Below are 17,006 nucleotides of genomic sequence, written 5' to 3'. Positions count from 1 at the left end.
CTCCCTCAGTTCGCGGCTTCGAGGCTGATCAGGATGCTACCGGAGGCGTCCACCACCGCGCGCGTGTTCGGGGGCATGACAGTCGTGGAATCCTTCTGGAGGATGATCGCCGGACCGGGGAAGCTCTCACCAACGGGGAGGGCGGTGCGGCGGTAGATCGGGGTGTCCACGGTCTCCAGCCGATCGCCAACGCGGAAGACGGATGGAGCCGTGCGTACGAGCGCCGCGGCGAGGCTGCCGCTCTCCGGCGTCTTCAGGCGATCAAGCTTCGGCATGCGGCCGATGCCGCTGACGCGAAGATTGACGATCTCGATCGGGCTGTCGCGGAAAGCATGGCCATATTCCGCGGCATGCGTGCGGTGGAAGGCTTCGAAGGTCTCGGCGAGGTTCTCCGGCGTGATCGGCCCGCCGGGGAACAGGATCTTCAGTTCATAGCCCTGACCGACGTAGCGGAGGTCGCCGACGCGCCGGAACGAGACGTCTGTCGCATCGATGCGATCGGCGGCAAACTGCGCCGCAAGCTCGGCCTCCATAGCGCCGATATCGGCGTTGATCCGGTCGAGATCGACGCCGCCGGAAACCTGGAACTGCGTGCGCGTCACGTCATATTTGAGATCGGTCGTGAGAAGTCCCATCGCCGAGGTTATGCCCGGATAGGGCGGCACGATGACTTCGGTGATGCCAAGCATTGCCGCGACCTCGACACCATGCAGGGGCCCGGCACCGCCAAAGGCGACCAGCGCGAAGCCGCGCGGATCGATGCCCTTCTGGATCGTGCGCGAGCGGATGGCGTTTGCCATGTTCGAGTTGATGATGGTCAGGATGCCATGCGCCGTCTCCTCGACGGGTAGGCCGAGACGCTCCGAAAGGTCAGTGACGACACGGCGCGCCGCAGTCTCGTCGAGCGTCATGCCGCCGCCAAGGAAGTCCTCGGCGATCAGGCGGCCGAGAACGAGGTTGGCGTCGGTGACGGTCGGCTCGCTGCCGCCGCGTCCATAGGCGGCCGGTCCGGGCACGGCGCCCGCCGAACGCGGGCCGACGCGGAAGGCGCCGCCGCGATCGATATGGGCGATCGAGCCGCCGCCGGCCCCGATTGTATGGATGTCGATCATCGGGGTCAGCAGCGGAAAGCCGGCGATCGAGGTTGAGCGCGCGTCGGTCTCTGCGAAGACGCCGTCCACGACGATACCGATATCGGCGCTGGTGCCGCCGATATCGAAGGTGATGAGGCGGCTGCGGCCAGTGAGATCGCCGATCCACTTGCCGCCGAGGACGCCGGCTGCGAGGCCAGAGAGAAGGGTCAGCGTCGGCTTTTCGACGACCATCTTGGGCGTTGCGACGCCGCCGTTCGACGCCATGATCCGGAGATCGCCATGCACGCCGGTGTCGCGCAGCGCCGTGTCGAGATGGTCGATATAGCGATCGACCTTCGGGCCAATAAAGGCCGCGAGCGAGGCCGTCGTGAAGCGCTCGAACTCGCGAAACTGCGGGGAGATGAACGACGATGTCGTCACGAACGCGCCCGGCATCACCTGTTCGACAATGGCCTTCGCCTCTAGCTCATGCGCCGGATTGAGGTAGGAGAACAGGAAGCAGATGGCGACCGACTCGACGCCCTCGGCCTTCAACTCCTCGGCGGCGCGGCGCACGGCGTCGCGATCAAGCGGCACCAGTTCCGCGCCCGTCGGAGGCACGAGCCGGCCGGCAACGGTCTTGCGGTGCTGGCGACGGACCAGCGGCCGATGCTGCCAGGGCAGCTCCTGAATGATAGAGTAGTGCTCGACACGCTGGTGGCGGCCGATATGGATGATGTCGCGGAAGCCCTCATTTGTGATCATGCCCGCCCGCGCGCCCTTGTTCTCGAGCACGGCGTTGGTGGCTGTGGTGGTGCCGTGGAAAACATAGTCGATCGTGGCGGGATCGACATCGTTGGCGGCACAAAGTTCGCGGATGCCGGTCATGACGCCGCGGGAGGGATCGTCGGGCGTCGTCGACACCTTGTGGATGGCGAGTGCGCCGCTTTCCATGTCGCAATAGACGAGGTCCGTGAACGTGCCCCCGACATCGACGCCGATTGTTCTCATCATGGTTCTCCGCAGGCTATCCGCCGATCGATACGGTACTATGGATTCATAGTCCATATTTTGCCAAGCAGGTCCAGAGCGTATCCACGCTGTTTCCGCTTTGACACGCCTTGACGGCTGCGGGAGCGGTGACGGGTCGGCGCTCCGATTATAAAGCGCACAATAGCTGCCGGAATTTGCGGCGCTCTGCTGCTTGTGCGTGCGCTTTGGTCTGAAGGGGGATGGGCGGTTCGAGAATTGAAGGCGAAAGGCCAAACAGGCGTTGACGCGCACGGGAAAACACGCTGTGAATACTGCACTATGTATACCGATGGCATGAAAGCCGCGGCATTAAGAGGACGGGAGCAATGATGTCAGGGAATTCGATCAAGCTGGCAGGCGCAGCCTTCGCCATTGGCCTCATGATGAACGGTGCGCATGCCGAGGACGCGCCGGCCAAAGCGGCGGCCGACCTCGCGAAATACACAGCAATCCCCACCTTCGAGGCGGCCGGCGAGGCGTTCGACGCCAAGGCTTGCATGGCCGGCAAGTCGATCCTCTCCATCCCGGGGTCGAGCTCTGTGCCGTTCCTTGCCACGATCAATGCATCCATGGCTCGCATCGCCAAGGATGTCGGTTTCAAGTTCCAGATCTGGGAGAATCAGGGCCAGCCGACGCAGTGGGTGCAGGGCGTCGAATTTGGCGTCTCGAACAAGTTCAACCTGATCGACCTCCTGGCCGGCGCCGATCCGCGCTCGCTGGTGCCGCAGATCAAGGCCGCCCGCGATGCCGGCGTCGCCGTCACCGCTTCGCATGTCACCGGCTTCGAGCAGGACGTCCCTGGCGGCGTCACGGCTGCGATCCCGATCGACTACAAGCAGGCTGGCAAGCTGCTCGCCGAGTGGACGATCTCCAAGACGGCCGGCAAGACCAATGCCCTGGTGCTCGTCACCAATGAGGTGCTTTCGACCGACTCCATGGTCGCCGGCCTCAAGGAAGCCTTCGCCGACTGCCCTGACTGCACCTACAAGATCGTCAACGTCTCGATCCCCGATTGGGCCAGCAAGATCCAGCCGAATGTCCAGTCGGCCGTCATCGCCGATCCGGGCATCAACTATGTGATCCCGATCTATGACAGCATGTCCCAGTTCGTCGTGCCGGCGCTGACGATCACCGGCGCCTCGGACCGGGTGAAGATCGCGACCTTCAATGGCACGCCCTTCGTGCTCGACATGATCCAGAAGGGTCAGGTGGAGATGGATGTCGGCGAGAATCTCGATTGGATCGCCTACGGCCTGCTGGACGCCCAGATGCGTCTCCTCTGCGGCCTCGCCCCGGTCAAGGATCCGAAGATCCCCTTCTTCATCTTCGATGCGTCGAATGCCGCGACTGCAGGAACGCCGGCCGAGTCTTCGAAGGGTTACGGCGACGCCTATCTCGCCGGGTACAAGGCTCTGTGGAAGCTGTGACGTCTGAGCTGACCGCAGGGGAGGCGGGCGCGCCGGATGCCGCGCCCGCCATCGCCCTTCGTGTCGAAGGGCTCTCCAAGCATTTCGGCGGCGCGCAAGCGCTCGCCGATGTTGCGCTGGAGGTTCGTCGCGGCGAGGTCCTCGGCCTGCTCGGACAGAACGGCTCGGGCAAGTCAACGCTGATCAAGATTCTTGCCGGCCTCCACGCGCCCGATCCGGGTGCAAAGCTGACGGTCGCCGGCCGGCCGGTCGCCTTGCCCCTGCCGGCAGGCGAATTCCGCAAGATCGGCATCGCCTTCGTCCATCAGCATCTCGGGCTGGTGCCGTCGATGACGGTGCTTGAGAACCTGCTCGTCGGTGAGCATGCGACCCGCGCCAATTGGAAAATAGGCTGGGGGCGCCAGGCCGAGCGGGCGCGGGCCTTGTTCGCGCGCTTCGGCCTCTCGCTCGACCCATTCGCGCCGGTCGAGCGGCTGAGTTCCGTCCAGCGCGCGCTCTTCGCCATTGTTCGCGCCTTTGATCAGCTGGAACAAACGCCGGACGCCTTGGCGCGCATTCTCATCCTCGACGAGCCAACGCCTTTCCTTCCGGCCGAAGACGTCCGCAAGCTCTTCGCGCTCGTGCGCGGCATCGTCGCTGAAGGCGCGAGTGTCATCTTCGTCTCGCATGACATCGACGAAGTGGCCGAGATCACGGACCGCATCACCGTGCTCCGCGACGGACGCGTGGCCGGGACGCTCGCGACGCGGGGCGCCAGCAAGGCGGAGATCATCCGTCTCATCGTCGGGCGCGCCGTCGATCTCGCGGGAATGCGGGCCGAGGTCCGCGAATTGGGGCCTGAAGCCGTCGTGCTCAGCGGTCTCTCGGGTCGCAGCGTCGCAGATCTCTCCTTCCGTGTGCGCGCCGGCGAAGTCGTTGGGATCACCGGGCTGATCGGATCGGGCTATGATGACGTCGTCGGCATGTGTTTTGGCGCTGTTAGGGCTAAGTCCGGCTTCCTGACGCTGCACGGCGCCGAGCAGGATCTTTCCATCGCGACACCACATCGCTCGGTAGGCCTCGGCGTAGTGCTCATTCCGGGCGACCGCCTCGCCGCCGGCATCGTGCCGACCCTCAGCATCACCGACAATGTGACACTGCCGGTTCTCGATCGGTTCGGCAGCCAGGCCCGCCTGTCGCGCGGCGCTATGCGCGACTTCGCCGCCGCACGCACCGAGGCCTTCGATGTTCGCCCACGGGACCCCGATACTTTGATGAGCGCCATGTCCGGCGGCAACCAGCAGAAAGTCGTGCTGGCGAAGTGGTTCCAGATGAAGCCGCGCCTCGTCCTGCTCGACGAGCCGACGCAGGGAGTCGATATCGGCGCGAGAGCCCAGGTGTTCGGCGAAATCCGCAAGATGGCGGGCGAGGGTGCGGCCGTGATCTGTGCGAGCTCGGACCATGAGCAACTCGCCGCCATCTGCGACCGGGTGATCGTGCTGTCCCGGGGCCGACAAGTCGCCGAGCTTGCCGGCGACGCCATCTCGAAATCCGCCATCGCCGAGAGTTGCTACCTGAGGGTGGATGACCTCGCTAACTCGTCCGACACGGAGGCCGCCGCATCATGACTGCCGAAACCGCGGCCAACGCCGCCGCTCGCCGACAAGTCTGGATCGACCGCGGGGAGCGCTACGGCCTGCTGATCGCATGGCTGATCGTGATTGCCGCCTTTGGCGCGGTAAAGCCCACGGTCTTCCTCTCATGGGCCAATTTCTCGACGATCTTCGGATCGCAGGCCGTTCTCGTCGTGATGACGCTCGGCCTCATCATCCCGCTGACGGCCGGCGACTACGATCTCTCGATCGCCGGCAACCTGACCCTGAGCTCGATGACGATCGCGGTGCTGAATGTCTATTTCGGCTGGCCGATCTTCGCCGCGGCCATGATGGCGCTCGTGGTTGGTCTCGTCATCGGTGCGGTGAATGCCTGGATCGTGCTCTACTTCCGCATCAATTCCCTGATCGTGACGCTCGGCATGGGCACCTTCCTGCATGGCATCACGCTCTGGATATCGAATTCGAACACCATCAGCGGCATCGACTTCGCCATCGCCAATGTCGTGATCGTCACGCGGTTGTTTGGCATTCCGCTCGCCTTCTATTATGCGCTGCTGATCGCGGCGATCATCTGGTACGTCTTCACCTATACGGCGGCGGGACAGAGGCTGCTCTTTGTCGGCCGCGGCCGTGAGGTCGCACGTCTTTCGGGCATCCGTGTCGACCAGGTGCGGGCGGCGACATTCCTTGTTTCGGGGCTTCTTGGCGGCTTCGCCGGCATCCTGTCGGTCGGATCGCTCGGCGCCGCCGATCCCAATTCGGGCCTCAGCTACCTGCTCCCTGCCTTCGCGGCGGCGTTCCTCGGCGCCACAACGATCACGCCGGGGCGGTTCAATCCTATCGGCTCCGTGATCGCGGTCTATTTCCTTGTTACCGGCATCACCGGCCTGTCGATCCTCGGTATCAGCACGTTCGTGCAGGATCTCTTCTATGGCGGCGCGCTCGTCATAGCCGTCTGTCTCTCGCAACTTGTTCGTGGCCGGCAGGAGCGGCTGTCATGACGCGCATTCACATCGACCCAGCCCTTGTCGAAGCCATGATCATGGAAATGGGGACGATCGGAGCCCATAGTGGCACCGGTGTCTGGCGCACCGTGTATTCGCCCGCATGGGTCGCAGCGAACGACCTTTTCGCTCGCTGGAGCGAGGAGGCCGGTCTTTCCGTCAGTCGCGACGCCGTCGGCAATGTCTGGTCGAAGCTCGCGGGCACCGAAGGCGGCAAGTCGATCGTCTCGGGCTCGCATATCGATACGCAGACGCCGGGCGGACGCTATGACGGCACACTTGGCGCACTGAGCGCCCTGATCGCGCTCCGCGCCCTTTCGGAACAGTTCGGCAGTCCGAAGCGGACTATGGAGGCGCTTTCGCTCTGCGAGGAAGAAGGCAGCCGCTTCCCCGGCGCCAATTTCTGGGGCTCGCGCGCGATTACCGGCGCCATCGCACCCGGCGATGCCGAGGCGATGAAGGGCTACTCAGGCGAGACGATGGCCGAGGCGATGCTGGCCATCGGGCTCAATCCGCAAGCCATCCCATCCGCCAAGCGGGACGATATCGACGCCTTCATCGAGCTCCATATCGAGCAGGGTCCGATCCTCGAACATGCGGACCTGCCGGTCGCCATCGTCGACGCGATCACGGGCCTGCGGCACTACCATGTCCGCCTCACCGGTGAGCAAAACCATGCGGGTGCCTTCCCGATGGATCTTCGACGCGATCCGATGGCCGGTTTCGCCGAGATCGCGAGCGGCGTCATCAATACGGCGCATCGACTGGGTCGTCCGGCGGTGACGACGATCGGACGCATCGCTGCTGACCCGAACGGCGCCGCCGTCGTGCCGCGTTCGGTCAGCTTTACGGTCGACGCTCGTCATCCCGATCCCGAGAAGCGACTGCAACTCTATGCGCTGCATGAAGGCTTGATGCGAGAAGTGGCCGAGCGGCGCGGTCTCGCGATCGAATGGGAGATTGGCATCGAAAAGGTGCCGTGCCTCAGCGATCCAGGACTTGTGACCACATTCCGCGAGGCAGCTGCCGTGCAGGGCGTTCCGACGCTGACCATGGCGAGTGGCGCTGGGCACGATACGCAGCAGATGGCGAAGATCGCGCGCACCGTGATGATTTTCGTCCGCTCAAAGGACGGCCGCAGTCATACGCCTGAAGAGTTTTCGTCGATACCGGACATCGTCGCCGGCATCGAGGTGTTGGCAGCGGGGCTGCACCGACTGGCCTACTAAAGGGGCCGGACGGGATTGAAGGCGATAAGTCGCTGCGCGCCGTGAATTGCCGCTGATCGACGTCCCGCCGCCCGACACCGTGCTCGCAGTTCGCAAGTCGTGATCGCAATGACGAAACGCGTCGAGCAATAGACGATCAGCGCGTCGCGGGAAGGACGTGCTCGCCGACCCGCGGGCCGCCGCCTCTCGCGCTGACGCGTCGAGGCCCCCTCCACAACCCGTGCCGATTCGGTTGCAGAGATTCCGCCCGCGCGCCGTTTCAGCCACGCAACCGGAGCGAGCGACGGTGCTATTGGATCCATCTGAGGTGACGGCGAATGGGCGCGAAGAGCCCCGCGCCAGGCCGCCGCTCACTGTTTGTTGCTCGATTGCAACAGATCATGGCGACGCCACTTTAAAGCCCTAATTCGTTCGACGTACCACTTTCGGTTATTATGCAATCAGCGATAGGCTCACAACTGCCGCATCGAGCATCACCATTCGCCTCCCAATTAGGCATTGTGCTGGGCAGTCAGCGGCGGGCGGATTGTGGGGGAATGGAATGCTGTCGTTTGCATGGGCGAAAAATGACGTCTTGAGCGCAACCTCGGGGAATGGCCAGCTGGCCGAATCCCGCGCCCGTCTTCTGAGTTCTACGGGAATTGCGACGACACTTGCCCTTGCCTTGATTGTTGGCGCAGCGGCGCCCGCCCAGGCCGACAAGACCTATAGCAGCAACACCACAACCACCACCGGCAACCGCCTCACTTCGCCCGCCGGCTTGCAGGTCGGCACCGTCACTGTCACGGTCAACAGCGGTGTCAGCGTCACGGGCGCTGGAGCCGGCGTAAAGGGCGGCAACCTGGCACCGAATGCGGCCTTCAAGAACAACGGCTCGGTGACGAGCACGATTTCCGGGCAGAATGGCGTTGACGTCCTCGGCGCGACCCTCGGGTCGGCCACCTATACGGGCGGCTCCGGATCAAATGTGACCGGCGCCAATTCCGGCATCAACGCTGTTGGAACGAGCGCGACCGTTACCATCAACGGTGCAGTTGGCGGAACCACCACCGTCACGGGCAACAATGGTGACGGCATTTTTGCTCATTCGACGGTGCCAGTACTGGGTACCGCCACTGTCAAGACAACGAACACGGTGGTCCTCGGATCGAACAACGGAATCCATCTAGACGGTGCCAACAACGTCGCCAACCTGACGGGCGGATCGGTCACGGGCACGGCCGGCGACGGCATTCTTTCCGATGGCGGCGCCGCAGATATTTCGACGTCGATCACGACCAACGGAACCGACATCACGGGCGGCCAGAACGGCATCAACGCCAAGAGCGCCGCCAATACGTTGAACCTGACCGGCGGAACCGTGACCGGCAATGGCGCCAACGGCATCACCACCAACGGCCTTCTCAATTCGATCACGACGGATGGCACGACTGTGATCGGCGCCGACAACGGCATCAATGCTCTTGGCGGGGCCAACACGATCGACCTCACAGGTGGCTCGGTCACGGGAACCTCCGGCAACGGCATCAATGTCAATGGCATCTCCGCCGACATCACGACCAACGGGACAACCGTTGTCGGCGGTGACAACGGCATCAACGCGCTGACGGTGGGGGGCGGCGCCGTCGTCAACGTCACCGGCGGTTCGGTGACAGGCCAGTCCGGCGACGGTATCGCGGCGATCTCGACCGGTGCCCTCGGTCTCGGCGGCGCTACGACCGTCGACACCATGGGCACCTCGACTGTCCTCGGCAACGAAAACGGCATCAACGCGCTGGCGCTTGGCGCCAATATGGATGTTCAGACCACGGTGAACGCCGACGGCGAATCCGTGACTGGCACAAACGGCATCGGCGTTTCGGCCATTGCCGTAAGCGGCGCTCTTGGTGGTACGCCTGGCATCGCCGAGACTGACGTTACCGGCTCCGCCAACATCACCGGAGCCGATGTTGGTGTGCTGGCGGTTGCGGGCAGCGTGACGGTCGACCCCACGACACTCGATCTCGGTTCGCTCGATTTCTCCGATCCCTCAAGCCTCCCGCTCGGCAATGGCAAGGCGGTCGTCGACGTCAATACGTCGGGCGATATCACCGGAACCAACGGCAGCGGCGTGATCGCGCTTGGCGTCGGCAATGGCGGCAACGAGGTCAGCGTCGACACTACCGGCGGCACCGTCCTCGGCAATAACGGCGTTGGCGTCCTTGCCGGATCGCTTGCCACCGGAGGCACGCCCGGTACCGTCGACGTCAAGACTGGTGATGTGACCGGCAGCTATGCCGGCGTCGTCGGCTTCAACACGTTCGGTGACACCAATGTCACAGCGAACGGAAAGATCTCGGGTGGCATCGTCGGCGTCGCCGCGATCTCCAACCAGGGTGACGCAACCGCCACGCTGAACGGCGATATCGATCCTCCGCTGATCGGCCTGGCCTCCCTGACGATCGGCAATGGCACGGCGATCAGCTCGACGTCGGCTGGCAGCTCGGTTGACGCCGACGTGATTGGCGTCATCGCTGCAAATGTCGGTGAGGGTCGCGTCGTCGTCCATAACGATGGCGACGTCACCTCGAGCGCGCCGACGGCGCTGCTTGGCGTCGGAGCCGTCAAGATCGGCGATGGCAATGTTCTGGGGATTGCGGATGTCGGCATCAACAATACCGGCACTGTCGACAACTACCTGATCGGCGTCGGAACGCTGGCCATAGGAGATGGCAACGAGTCGCTGCTGATCAACAACGGCTCGGTGTCGGCCGGTCTGATCGGCCTGGGTGGCCTCGCGGTCGGCGACGACAATTCGGTCACCGTCCTCAATGACAGCTACGGCACGGTCGACGCCGGCCTCGCAGGCGCGCTGGCAGTCGGCATTGGTGACGGCAACACGGTCGATGCGACCAACAAGGGCACGATCACGGCGGGCGTGGTCGGTGTCGGCGCACTCGGCGTCGGCGACGGCAACACCGTCGATGCGATGAACTACACGACAGTGAACGCAGGCATCGTTGGCGTGATCGGCGTGGGTGTTGGCGATGACAACACAATTACGGCCGGCAACAACGGCACCGTCACCGCTGGCCTGATCGGCGTCGGCGGTCTTGCCTATGGCGACGACAGCTCGGTCACCGTCCTGAACGACAGCTACGGCAACGTGAATGCGGGCCTCGCCGGTGCGCTGGGCGTCGGAATCGGCGACGGGAACACGATCTCCGCAACCAACAAGGGCACAATCACGGCGGGCGTGGTTGGTGTGGGCGCGCTCGGCGTCGGTGATGGCAACACCATTGACGCGATGAACTACACGACCGTGAACGCAGGCATCGTCGGCGTGATCGGCGTGGGTGTTGGCGATGACAACACAATTACGGCTGGCAACAATGGCGCGGTCACCGCCGGTCTCATCGGCGTCGGCGGCCTTGCCTATGGCGACGACAGCTCGGTCACCGTCCTGAACGACAGCTACGGCAACGTGAATGCGGGACTCGCCGGTGCGCTGGGCGTTGGTATCGGCGATGGCAACACGATCTCCGCCACCAACAAGGGCGCGATCACGGCCGGCGTGGTCGGTGTGGGAGCGCTCGGCGTCGGCGATGGCAACACCATTGACGCGATGAACTACACGACCGTGAACGCCGGCATCGTCGGTGTCATCGGCGTGGGTATTGGCGACGATAATACGATCTCGGCTGGCAACAATGGCGCGGTCACGGCTGGCCTGATCGGCGTCGGCGGTCTTGCCTATGGCGACGACAGCTCGGTCACCGTCCTGAACGACAGCTACGGTAATGTGAACGCCGGTCTCGCGGGTGCACTGGGCGTCGGAATCGGTGACGGCAACACGGTCGATGCGACCAACAAGGGCACGATCACGGCGGGCGTTTTCGGAGTTGGAGCGCTCGGAGTTGGCGATGGCAACACGATCGACGCGATCAATTACACGACGGTGAACGCCGGTATCTTCGGGGTGATCGGCGTTGGCGTTGGCGACGACAACACGATTTCGGCTGACAACAATGGTGCGGTGACCGCGGGCCTGATCGGCGTCGGCGGTCTTGCCTATGGCGACGACAGCTCGGTCACCGTCCTGAACGACAGCTACGGTAATGTGAACGCCGGTCTCGCGGGCGTGATCGGCGTTGCCATCGGCGATGACAATACGGTTCGTGCCGGAAACAACGGCACCGTCACGGCAGGTCTGGTGGGCGTTGGTGGCCTCGTTGTCGGCGATGACAACCTGGTCAGCGTAAGAAATAGCGGCACGATCGACGCCGATGTCGCAGGGCTGATCGGTGTCGGCGTCGGCGACGACAACAGCGTCAGCGCCCGCAATTTCGGCTCGATAACGGCTGGCGTCGTCGGCGTCGGCGCACTTTCCTATGGCGACGATAGCGCGGTGACGGCGGTGAACGCCGGCAATGGCAGCGTGACCTCGGACATCGCCGGCGTGGTCGGCATCGGCATCGGTGACGACAACAGGGTCGAAGCTGGAAACAGCGGCCATGTGATCGCCGGCCTCGTGGGCGTCGCCGGTCTGGCGGTCGGCGACGACAACTCGATCGAGGCGAGGAATTACGGCACGGTCGATGCCGGCATCGCTGGCGTGATCGGTGTGGGTGTCGGCGACGACAACACAATCTCGGTCAGCAATAACGGCGCGGTTACTGCCGGTCTCATCGGCGTCGGCGGGCTTGCCTATGGCGATGATAGCTCCGTGAGCGTGCTGAATGATCGCGACGGCACGGTCGATGCGGGCCTTGCCGGCGTGATCGGCGTTGGTATCGGCGACGACAACCGGGTTCGCGTCGGAAATAGCGGCATAGTCACGGCCGGCTTGGTGGGCGTCGGCGGGCTTGTCGTCGGCGACGACAGCTCGGTGGGTGTGAGGAACAGTGGTTCGATCGACGCAGATACCGCAGGGCTGATCGGTGTCGCAGTCGGTGAAGACAACAGTGTCAGCGCTCGCAACTATGGCTCGGTGACGGCCGGCCTCGTGGGTGTCGGGGGGCTGGCTGTTGGCGACGAGAACGCCGTCGATGTGCGGAATTACGGCGCGGTCGATGCAGGCCTCGCGGGCGTCATCGGCGTGGCCGTCGGCGACGACAATTCGATCTCGGTCAGCAACAACGGCGCAGTGACGGCGGGCCTCGTCGGCGTCGGCGGGCTTGCCTATGGCGACGACAGCTCGGTGAGCGTGCTGAACGACCGTTTCGGCACGGTCGATGCGGGCCTTGCCGGCGTGATCGGCGTCGGCATTGGCGATAGCAACCAGCTTAGTGTTGGAAACAGCGGTAGCGTCACAGCCGGCCTGGTCGGCGTTGGCGGACTAGCTGTCGGTGACGGCAATGTGGTCGGCGTTTGGAACCGCGGCACGATCGAGGCGGATACTGCGGGATTGATCGGCGTCGGCGTCGGCGACAGCAACATCGTCAGCACTCAGAATTTCGGCTCGGTGACGGCCGGCCTCGTCGGCGTCGGTGGTCTCGCCTATGGCGACGACAGCGCAGTCACTGTGATGAATGCCAGCAATGGCAGCGTGACGGCAGATGTCGCCGGCGTGATCGGGATCGGCATCGGCGACGACAGTGCGATCAATGTTGGAAACAACGGCGTGGTTGCTGCGGGCCTCGTTGGCGTCGGCGCACTCGGCGTCGGCGACAACGACACGGTCGCGGCGAGGAACGATGGGACCGTCACGGCCGGCCTTGCGGGTGTGATTGGCGTCGGTGCCGGTGATGACAACGCCGTCGACGTCCGCAACTACGGTACGGTGACGGCTGGTCTGGTCGGTGTCGGTGGCTTGGCGGACGGTGATAACAATACCGTCGACGTCAGAAACCAGGGCACGGTCGACGCTGACATTGCCGGGGTGATGGGCATCGCCATCGGCGATGGCAACATCGTCGGCGTTGGCAGCAACGGCACAGTCGCAGCAGGCTTGGTCGGTGTCGGCGGTCTCGTGGCCGGTGATGACAATATCGTCGATGCAAGAAACCACGGCATTGTGTCTTCGGATGCTGCCGGGGTCATCGGCGTCGCCATCGGCGATGACAATACCGTGGATGTTGGAAACAGCGGCTCAGCGACAGCCGGGGTGGTTGGCGTCGGCGGCCTTGCGTTCGGCGATTACAACATCGTTGATGCAAGGAACCGCGGCACCATCGACTCGGACGCGGCGGGGTTGATCGCTGTCGGCGATGGCGACAGCAACACGATCACCTCCACCAATACCGGAGCGGTCACGGCCGAGCTTATCGGCGTCGGCGGCCTCGCGACAGGCGATAACAATTCGGTGCTTGTCCTCAATGCTGATGCAGGCGTGGTCGACGCCGGCTTTGCCGGGGTGATTGGTGTTGGCATCGGTGATGGCAACACGGTCGGTGTTGGCAATAGCGGCACTGTGACGGCGGGCGAGATCGGCGTTGGCGGCTTGGTGGTCGGCGACAACAATATCGTCAACACCATCAATTACGGCTCGGTCGATCCCGACCTCGCTGGGGTCATCAGTGTCGGCGTCGGCGACGACAACACGATTGCCACCAGCAACAGCGGCACGGTGGTGGCCGGGCTTGTCGGTGTCGGCGGCTTCGCCTTCGGCAACGATAATGCCGTGACGGTACTGAATACCGGGACGGGCAGCGTGACCGCAGAGACGGCCGGCGTAATCGGCCTCGGCATCGGCGATGGCAATGACGTCGTCGTCGACAACGAGGGCACGGTGGCCGCGGGCCTCGTCGGCGTCGCCGGCATCGCCATAGGCCAAGATATCTCGGTCGACGTCACCACCGCGGGCGCCGTCGCGGCCGGTACCATCGGTGTCGCCGGCGTTGGCGCGGGCAGCGGTGATGTCAATATCGACGTTCTCGCCTCCGTGCAGTCGGATGGGCTCGGCGTCTTCGCGTTCAAGGGTGGCGATGGCGATACCACCGTCGCCATCGATGGGCCGATCAGCGGCCGCTCGGGAGCGTCCACCGGCAGCGATGGCGTTTCCGTGGTCAATGTCGGCGGAGCGGGTCTCGTTCAGGTATCGACGACGCTCAGCGGAACGATCGTTTCCGGCGGAGACGGCATCTCGGTCAGCAAGTCGTACGGCGACGGCGATGGCACCAGCGCCGTGATCGTCAACACGGCCGCGGCCATCACGGCGGGCGGCAACGGCATCAGCGTCGATCAAGAGTCGGGCGACGGCGATCTTCTCGTCACCATGTCGGGCCAGATTTCTGCCGGCGATGCGGGCGTGACGGTCTCCAAGACCGATGGCGAAGGCGACATCACGATCTCGGCGAATGCCAATGTGTCTGCGGCCAACGGCTTGATCGCCTATGGCGAAGCGCAGGATGGCGACGCCGTCATCACGACGGCAAATGGCACTACGATCTCGGCCAGCGCCGCTGGCATCTCCGCGACCAAGCTCTCGGGTGGTTCGGGCGACATCTCGGTGACCACCGGTTCGCAAAGCGCTGTTTATGTTGGCGGGACGGGCATCGTCGTGACTAATTCTGCCGGCGGCGGAAGCGACGACGCGACTGTGGCCGTTGGGACCGGAGCGTTGGTCAAGGCCGGTACGGATGCGGTCTCGGCATCTGCTTCTGGCGACGTCGCCGTCTCTATCGGTAGCGGAAGTGCCATCCGTGGTGACAGCGACGAGACCGGAACGGGCAGGGGCATCACGATCGCCAGTGGCGGCGCGGCAGCCCTCTCGATCGGAGCCAATTCGGTGGTCTCGGCGTCGGGTGTCGACTCGAACAATGCGGTGCTCTCGGTGACGAGCGGCACCGGAGCGATGATCGACATCGCCAGCGGCGCCTTGGTCACGTCATGGCCTTATGACGGCAGCAGTCCGTCCAACGCCAATCTCGAGGCAGCGGCGATCCGCATGGCCATCGAGGCGACTGGCGGCGCGACGACGATCAACAACTACGGCACGCTGGTCGGCCGGATCGGCCTCACCGACAGCGCTGACGTCTTCAACAACTACAGCTCGAACACCTGGGTCGTCGTCGGCAACAACAGCCTCGGCGGCGGTTTCGATACGCTCAACAATCCCGGCCGGATCCAGACGGCGCTGAATGGCGCAGTTGGGGAGCAGACCAACCTGTCGTCGCTGGAGAGCTTCGTGAACGGCGATCCGACCGGCGTCGGCGTCGGTCTGGTGAGCCTCAGCGATGAAAGCGCCGGTCAGCTCGCCTTCAACGCCAACCGTGACGTCACATACACCAGCGGGACGTTCACCGGCGTTGGAAACAGCACTCTGGCCGTCGACGCCTATCTGGGCGGTTCCGGTTCGACGTCCGACATGCTGTTGGTCGGTGGCCTCGACGTGAACGGCAATCCGATCGCCGGCCAGGTGACATTCGGAACGACGCAGATCCTGATCAATGACGTCAATTCGGGACCGGGCGGCTACAACCCGACAGGCATTGCCGTCGTCGAGGCCCAGAACGGCACTATCGCTTCCGGCAACTTCGTGATCGATCCCAGTTCGGACAACTACTCGAGCCGATTTGGCGGAATCATTGACAAAGGCCTGTTCTTCTACGATCTCGCAACGGCGCCGACGGCCACAGGAACGACGCAGCTTCTCGTCGGACTTCCGGATCAGGAAGCGCTGGAGTTTCCGTCCTTCGTCACCGGTGCGCAGACGATCTGGCATGAGACCGCAGGGCTCTGGCTTGATCGTCAGGCCGACCTTCGCTCCTACTTCCTCAATCCGCCCTCGGCGACGCCGGCTGATGCATCGACCGCTGCGGCCGATGCCGCCCAGAAGAGCCTCGCTCCAGGCGTCTGGGCCAAGGCGATCGGCAGCTGGATGAACAGAGACAGCAATGTCGGTTATAGCGTGCTCGACAAGAACTTCGATTTCGACACGTCCTACAACCAGAACACCTATGGCTTCATGGCCGGAGCCGATATCGGCGGCAACATCACCGACAAGTCGGCGCTGCTGTTCGGTGTCCTCGGCGGCTATGTCAAGTCGCAGCTCAATTTCGACAATTCCCCGACTTCGGGCGACTACAGCGGCGGCACGGTTGGTGTCTACGGCACCTATATCAATGGCGGTTTCTTCCTCGACGGCCTCGTCAAGGCGGACTTCCTCAATCTCGACTACACCGCGCCGACGCTGTCTAGCTATGGCGGGGCCAGCCAGTCGTCCGATGTGACGTCCCTCGGCTTCGTCCTCGACTCGGGTTACCGCATCCAGTGGACGCCGCAGATTTTCTTCGAGCCGGTCGCAACGCTTGCTTATGTCAATGCCAGTATCGACAACATGGGCAGCGTCTCGAACACAACCGTCGAATTCAACGATGGCGAAAGTCTGCGCGGCGCGGTGGGCGCTCGCTTTGGCGGGCGCGTCTATGATGCCGAGACCTACTGGATCGAAGCATCGGCCGTCGGTCGCCTGTGGTACGAGTTCGATGGCGACAATGCCGCCACGATCCTCAACGCGGGCACGCCGTTCACCGCCACTGATGATTTCAGCGGCGCCTTCGGCGAGGTGGGCGGCAGCCTCAATCTCTTCGGCAAGAACAGCGGCTGGAGCGGCTTCGTAAACGCGGATGTCAAGTTCAACAACGAGTTCACCTCGGGGACGACGCTGACGGGCGTGCGCTACAACTGGTAAAGCGACACCCTATGTGGCCGTAAATTGCGGGCC

6 protein-coding genes are annotated in these 17,006 nt (G+C 63.9%); 5 read left to right on the top strand and 1 reads right to left on the bottom strand.

Annotated elements, in window-relative coordinates; genetic code table 11:
* Positions 1-5: 5 nt before the first annotated feature.
* Positions 6-2,087 carry a hydantoinase/oxoprolinase family protein gene (locus BUB39_RS15130; RefSeq protein ID WP_210187086.1) on the bottom strand — a complete coding sequence of 694 codons (2,082 nt, stop codon included), beginning with the start codon at positions 2,085-2,087 and terminating at the stop codon, positions 6-8.
* A 344-nt stretch (positions 2,088-2,431) separates the two neighbouring features.
* Here BUB39_RS15130 and BUB39_RS15125 point away from each other — a divergent pair, with 344 nt between their 5' ends.
* The 5 genes from BUB39_RS15125 (at position 2,432) to BUB39_RS15105 (ending at position 16,973) form a co-directional block, all read left to right on the top strand.
* Complete coding sequence (locus tag BUB39_RS15125) at positions 2,432-3,532, top strand: sugar ABC transporter substrate-binding protein (RefSeq protein ID WP_073054838.1); 1,101 nt, start codon at positions 2,432-2,434, stop codon at positions 3,530-3,532.
* Positions 3,529-5,139, top strand: a complete 1,611-nt coding sequence (locus BUB39_RS15120) for a sugar ABC transporter ATP-binding protein (RefSeq protein ID WP_210187085.1) — start codon at positions 3,529-3,531, stop codon at positions 5,137-5,139. Before BUB39_RS15125 ends, BUB39_RS15120 begins: the two co-directional genes overlap by 4 nt.
* Positions 5,136-6,128, top strand: a complete 993-nt coding sequence (locus tag BUB39_RS15115) for an ABC transporter permease (RefSeq protein WP_073054836.1) — start codon at positions 5,136-5,138, stop codon at positions 6,126-6,128. The genes BUB39_RS15120 and BUB39_RS15115 overlap by 4 nt, the downstream gene beginning before the upstream one ends.
* Entirely contained in the window at positions 6,125-7,360 is a 1,236-nt protein-coding gene (locus BUB39_RS15110) for a Zn-dependent hydrolase (RefSeq protein WP_073054834.1), read from the top strand. Before BUB39_RS15115 ends, BUB39_RS15110 begins: the two co-directional genes overlap by 4 nt.
* A gap of 574 nt (positions 7,361-7,934) precedes the next feature.
* Positions 7,935-16,973: a hypothetical protein gene (locus BUB39_RS15105; protein ID WP_139251490.1), complete on the top strand. Its 9,039-nt coding sequence runs from the start codon at positions 7,935-7,937 to the stop codon at positions 16,971-16,973.
* Positions 16,974-17,006 lie beyond the last annotated feature (33 nt).

Source organism: Kaistia soli DSM 19436 (genome assembly GCF_900129325.1).
Taxonomy (GTDB): domain Bacteria; phylum Pseudomonadota; class Alphaproteobacteria; order Rhizobiales; family Kaistiaceae; genus Kaistia; species Kaistia soli.
The sequence above is the reverse complement of the archived record's forward strand: the minus strand, read 5'-3'. Positions and strand labels throughout refer to the sequence as shown.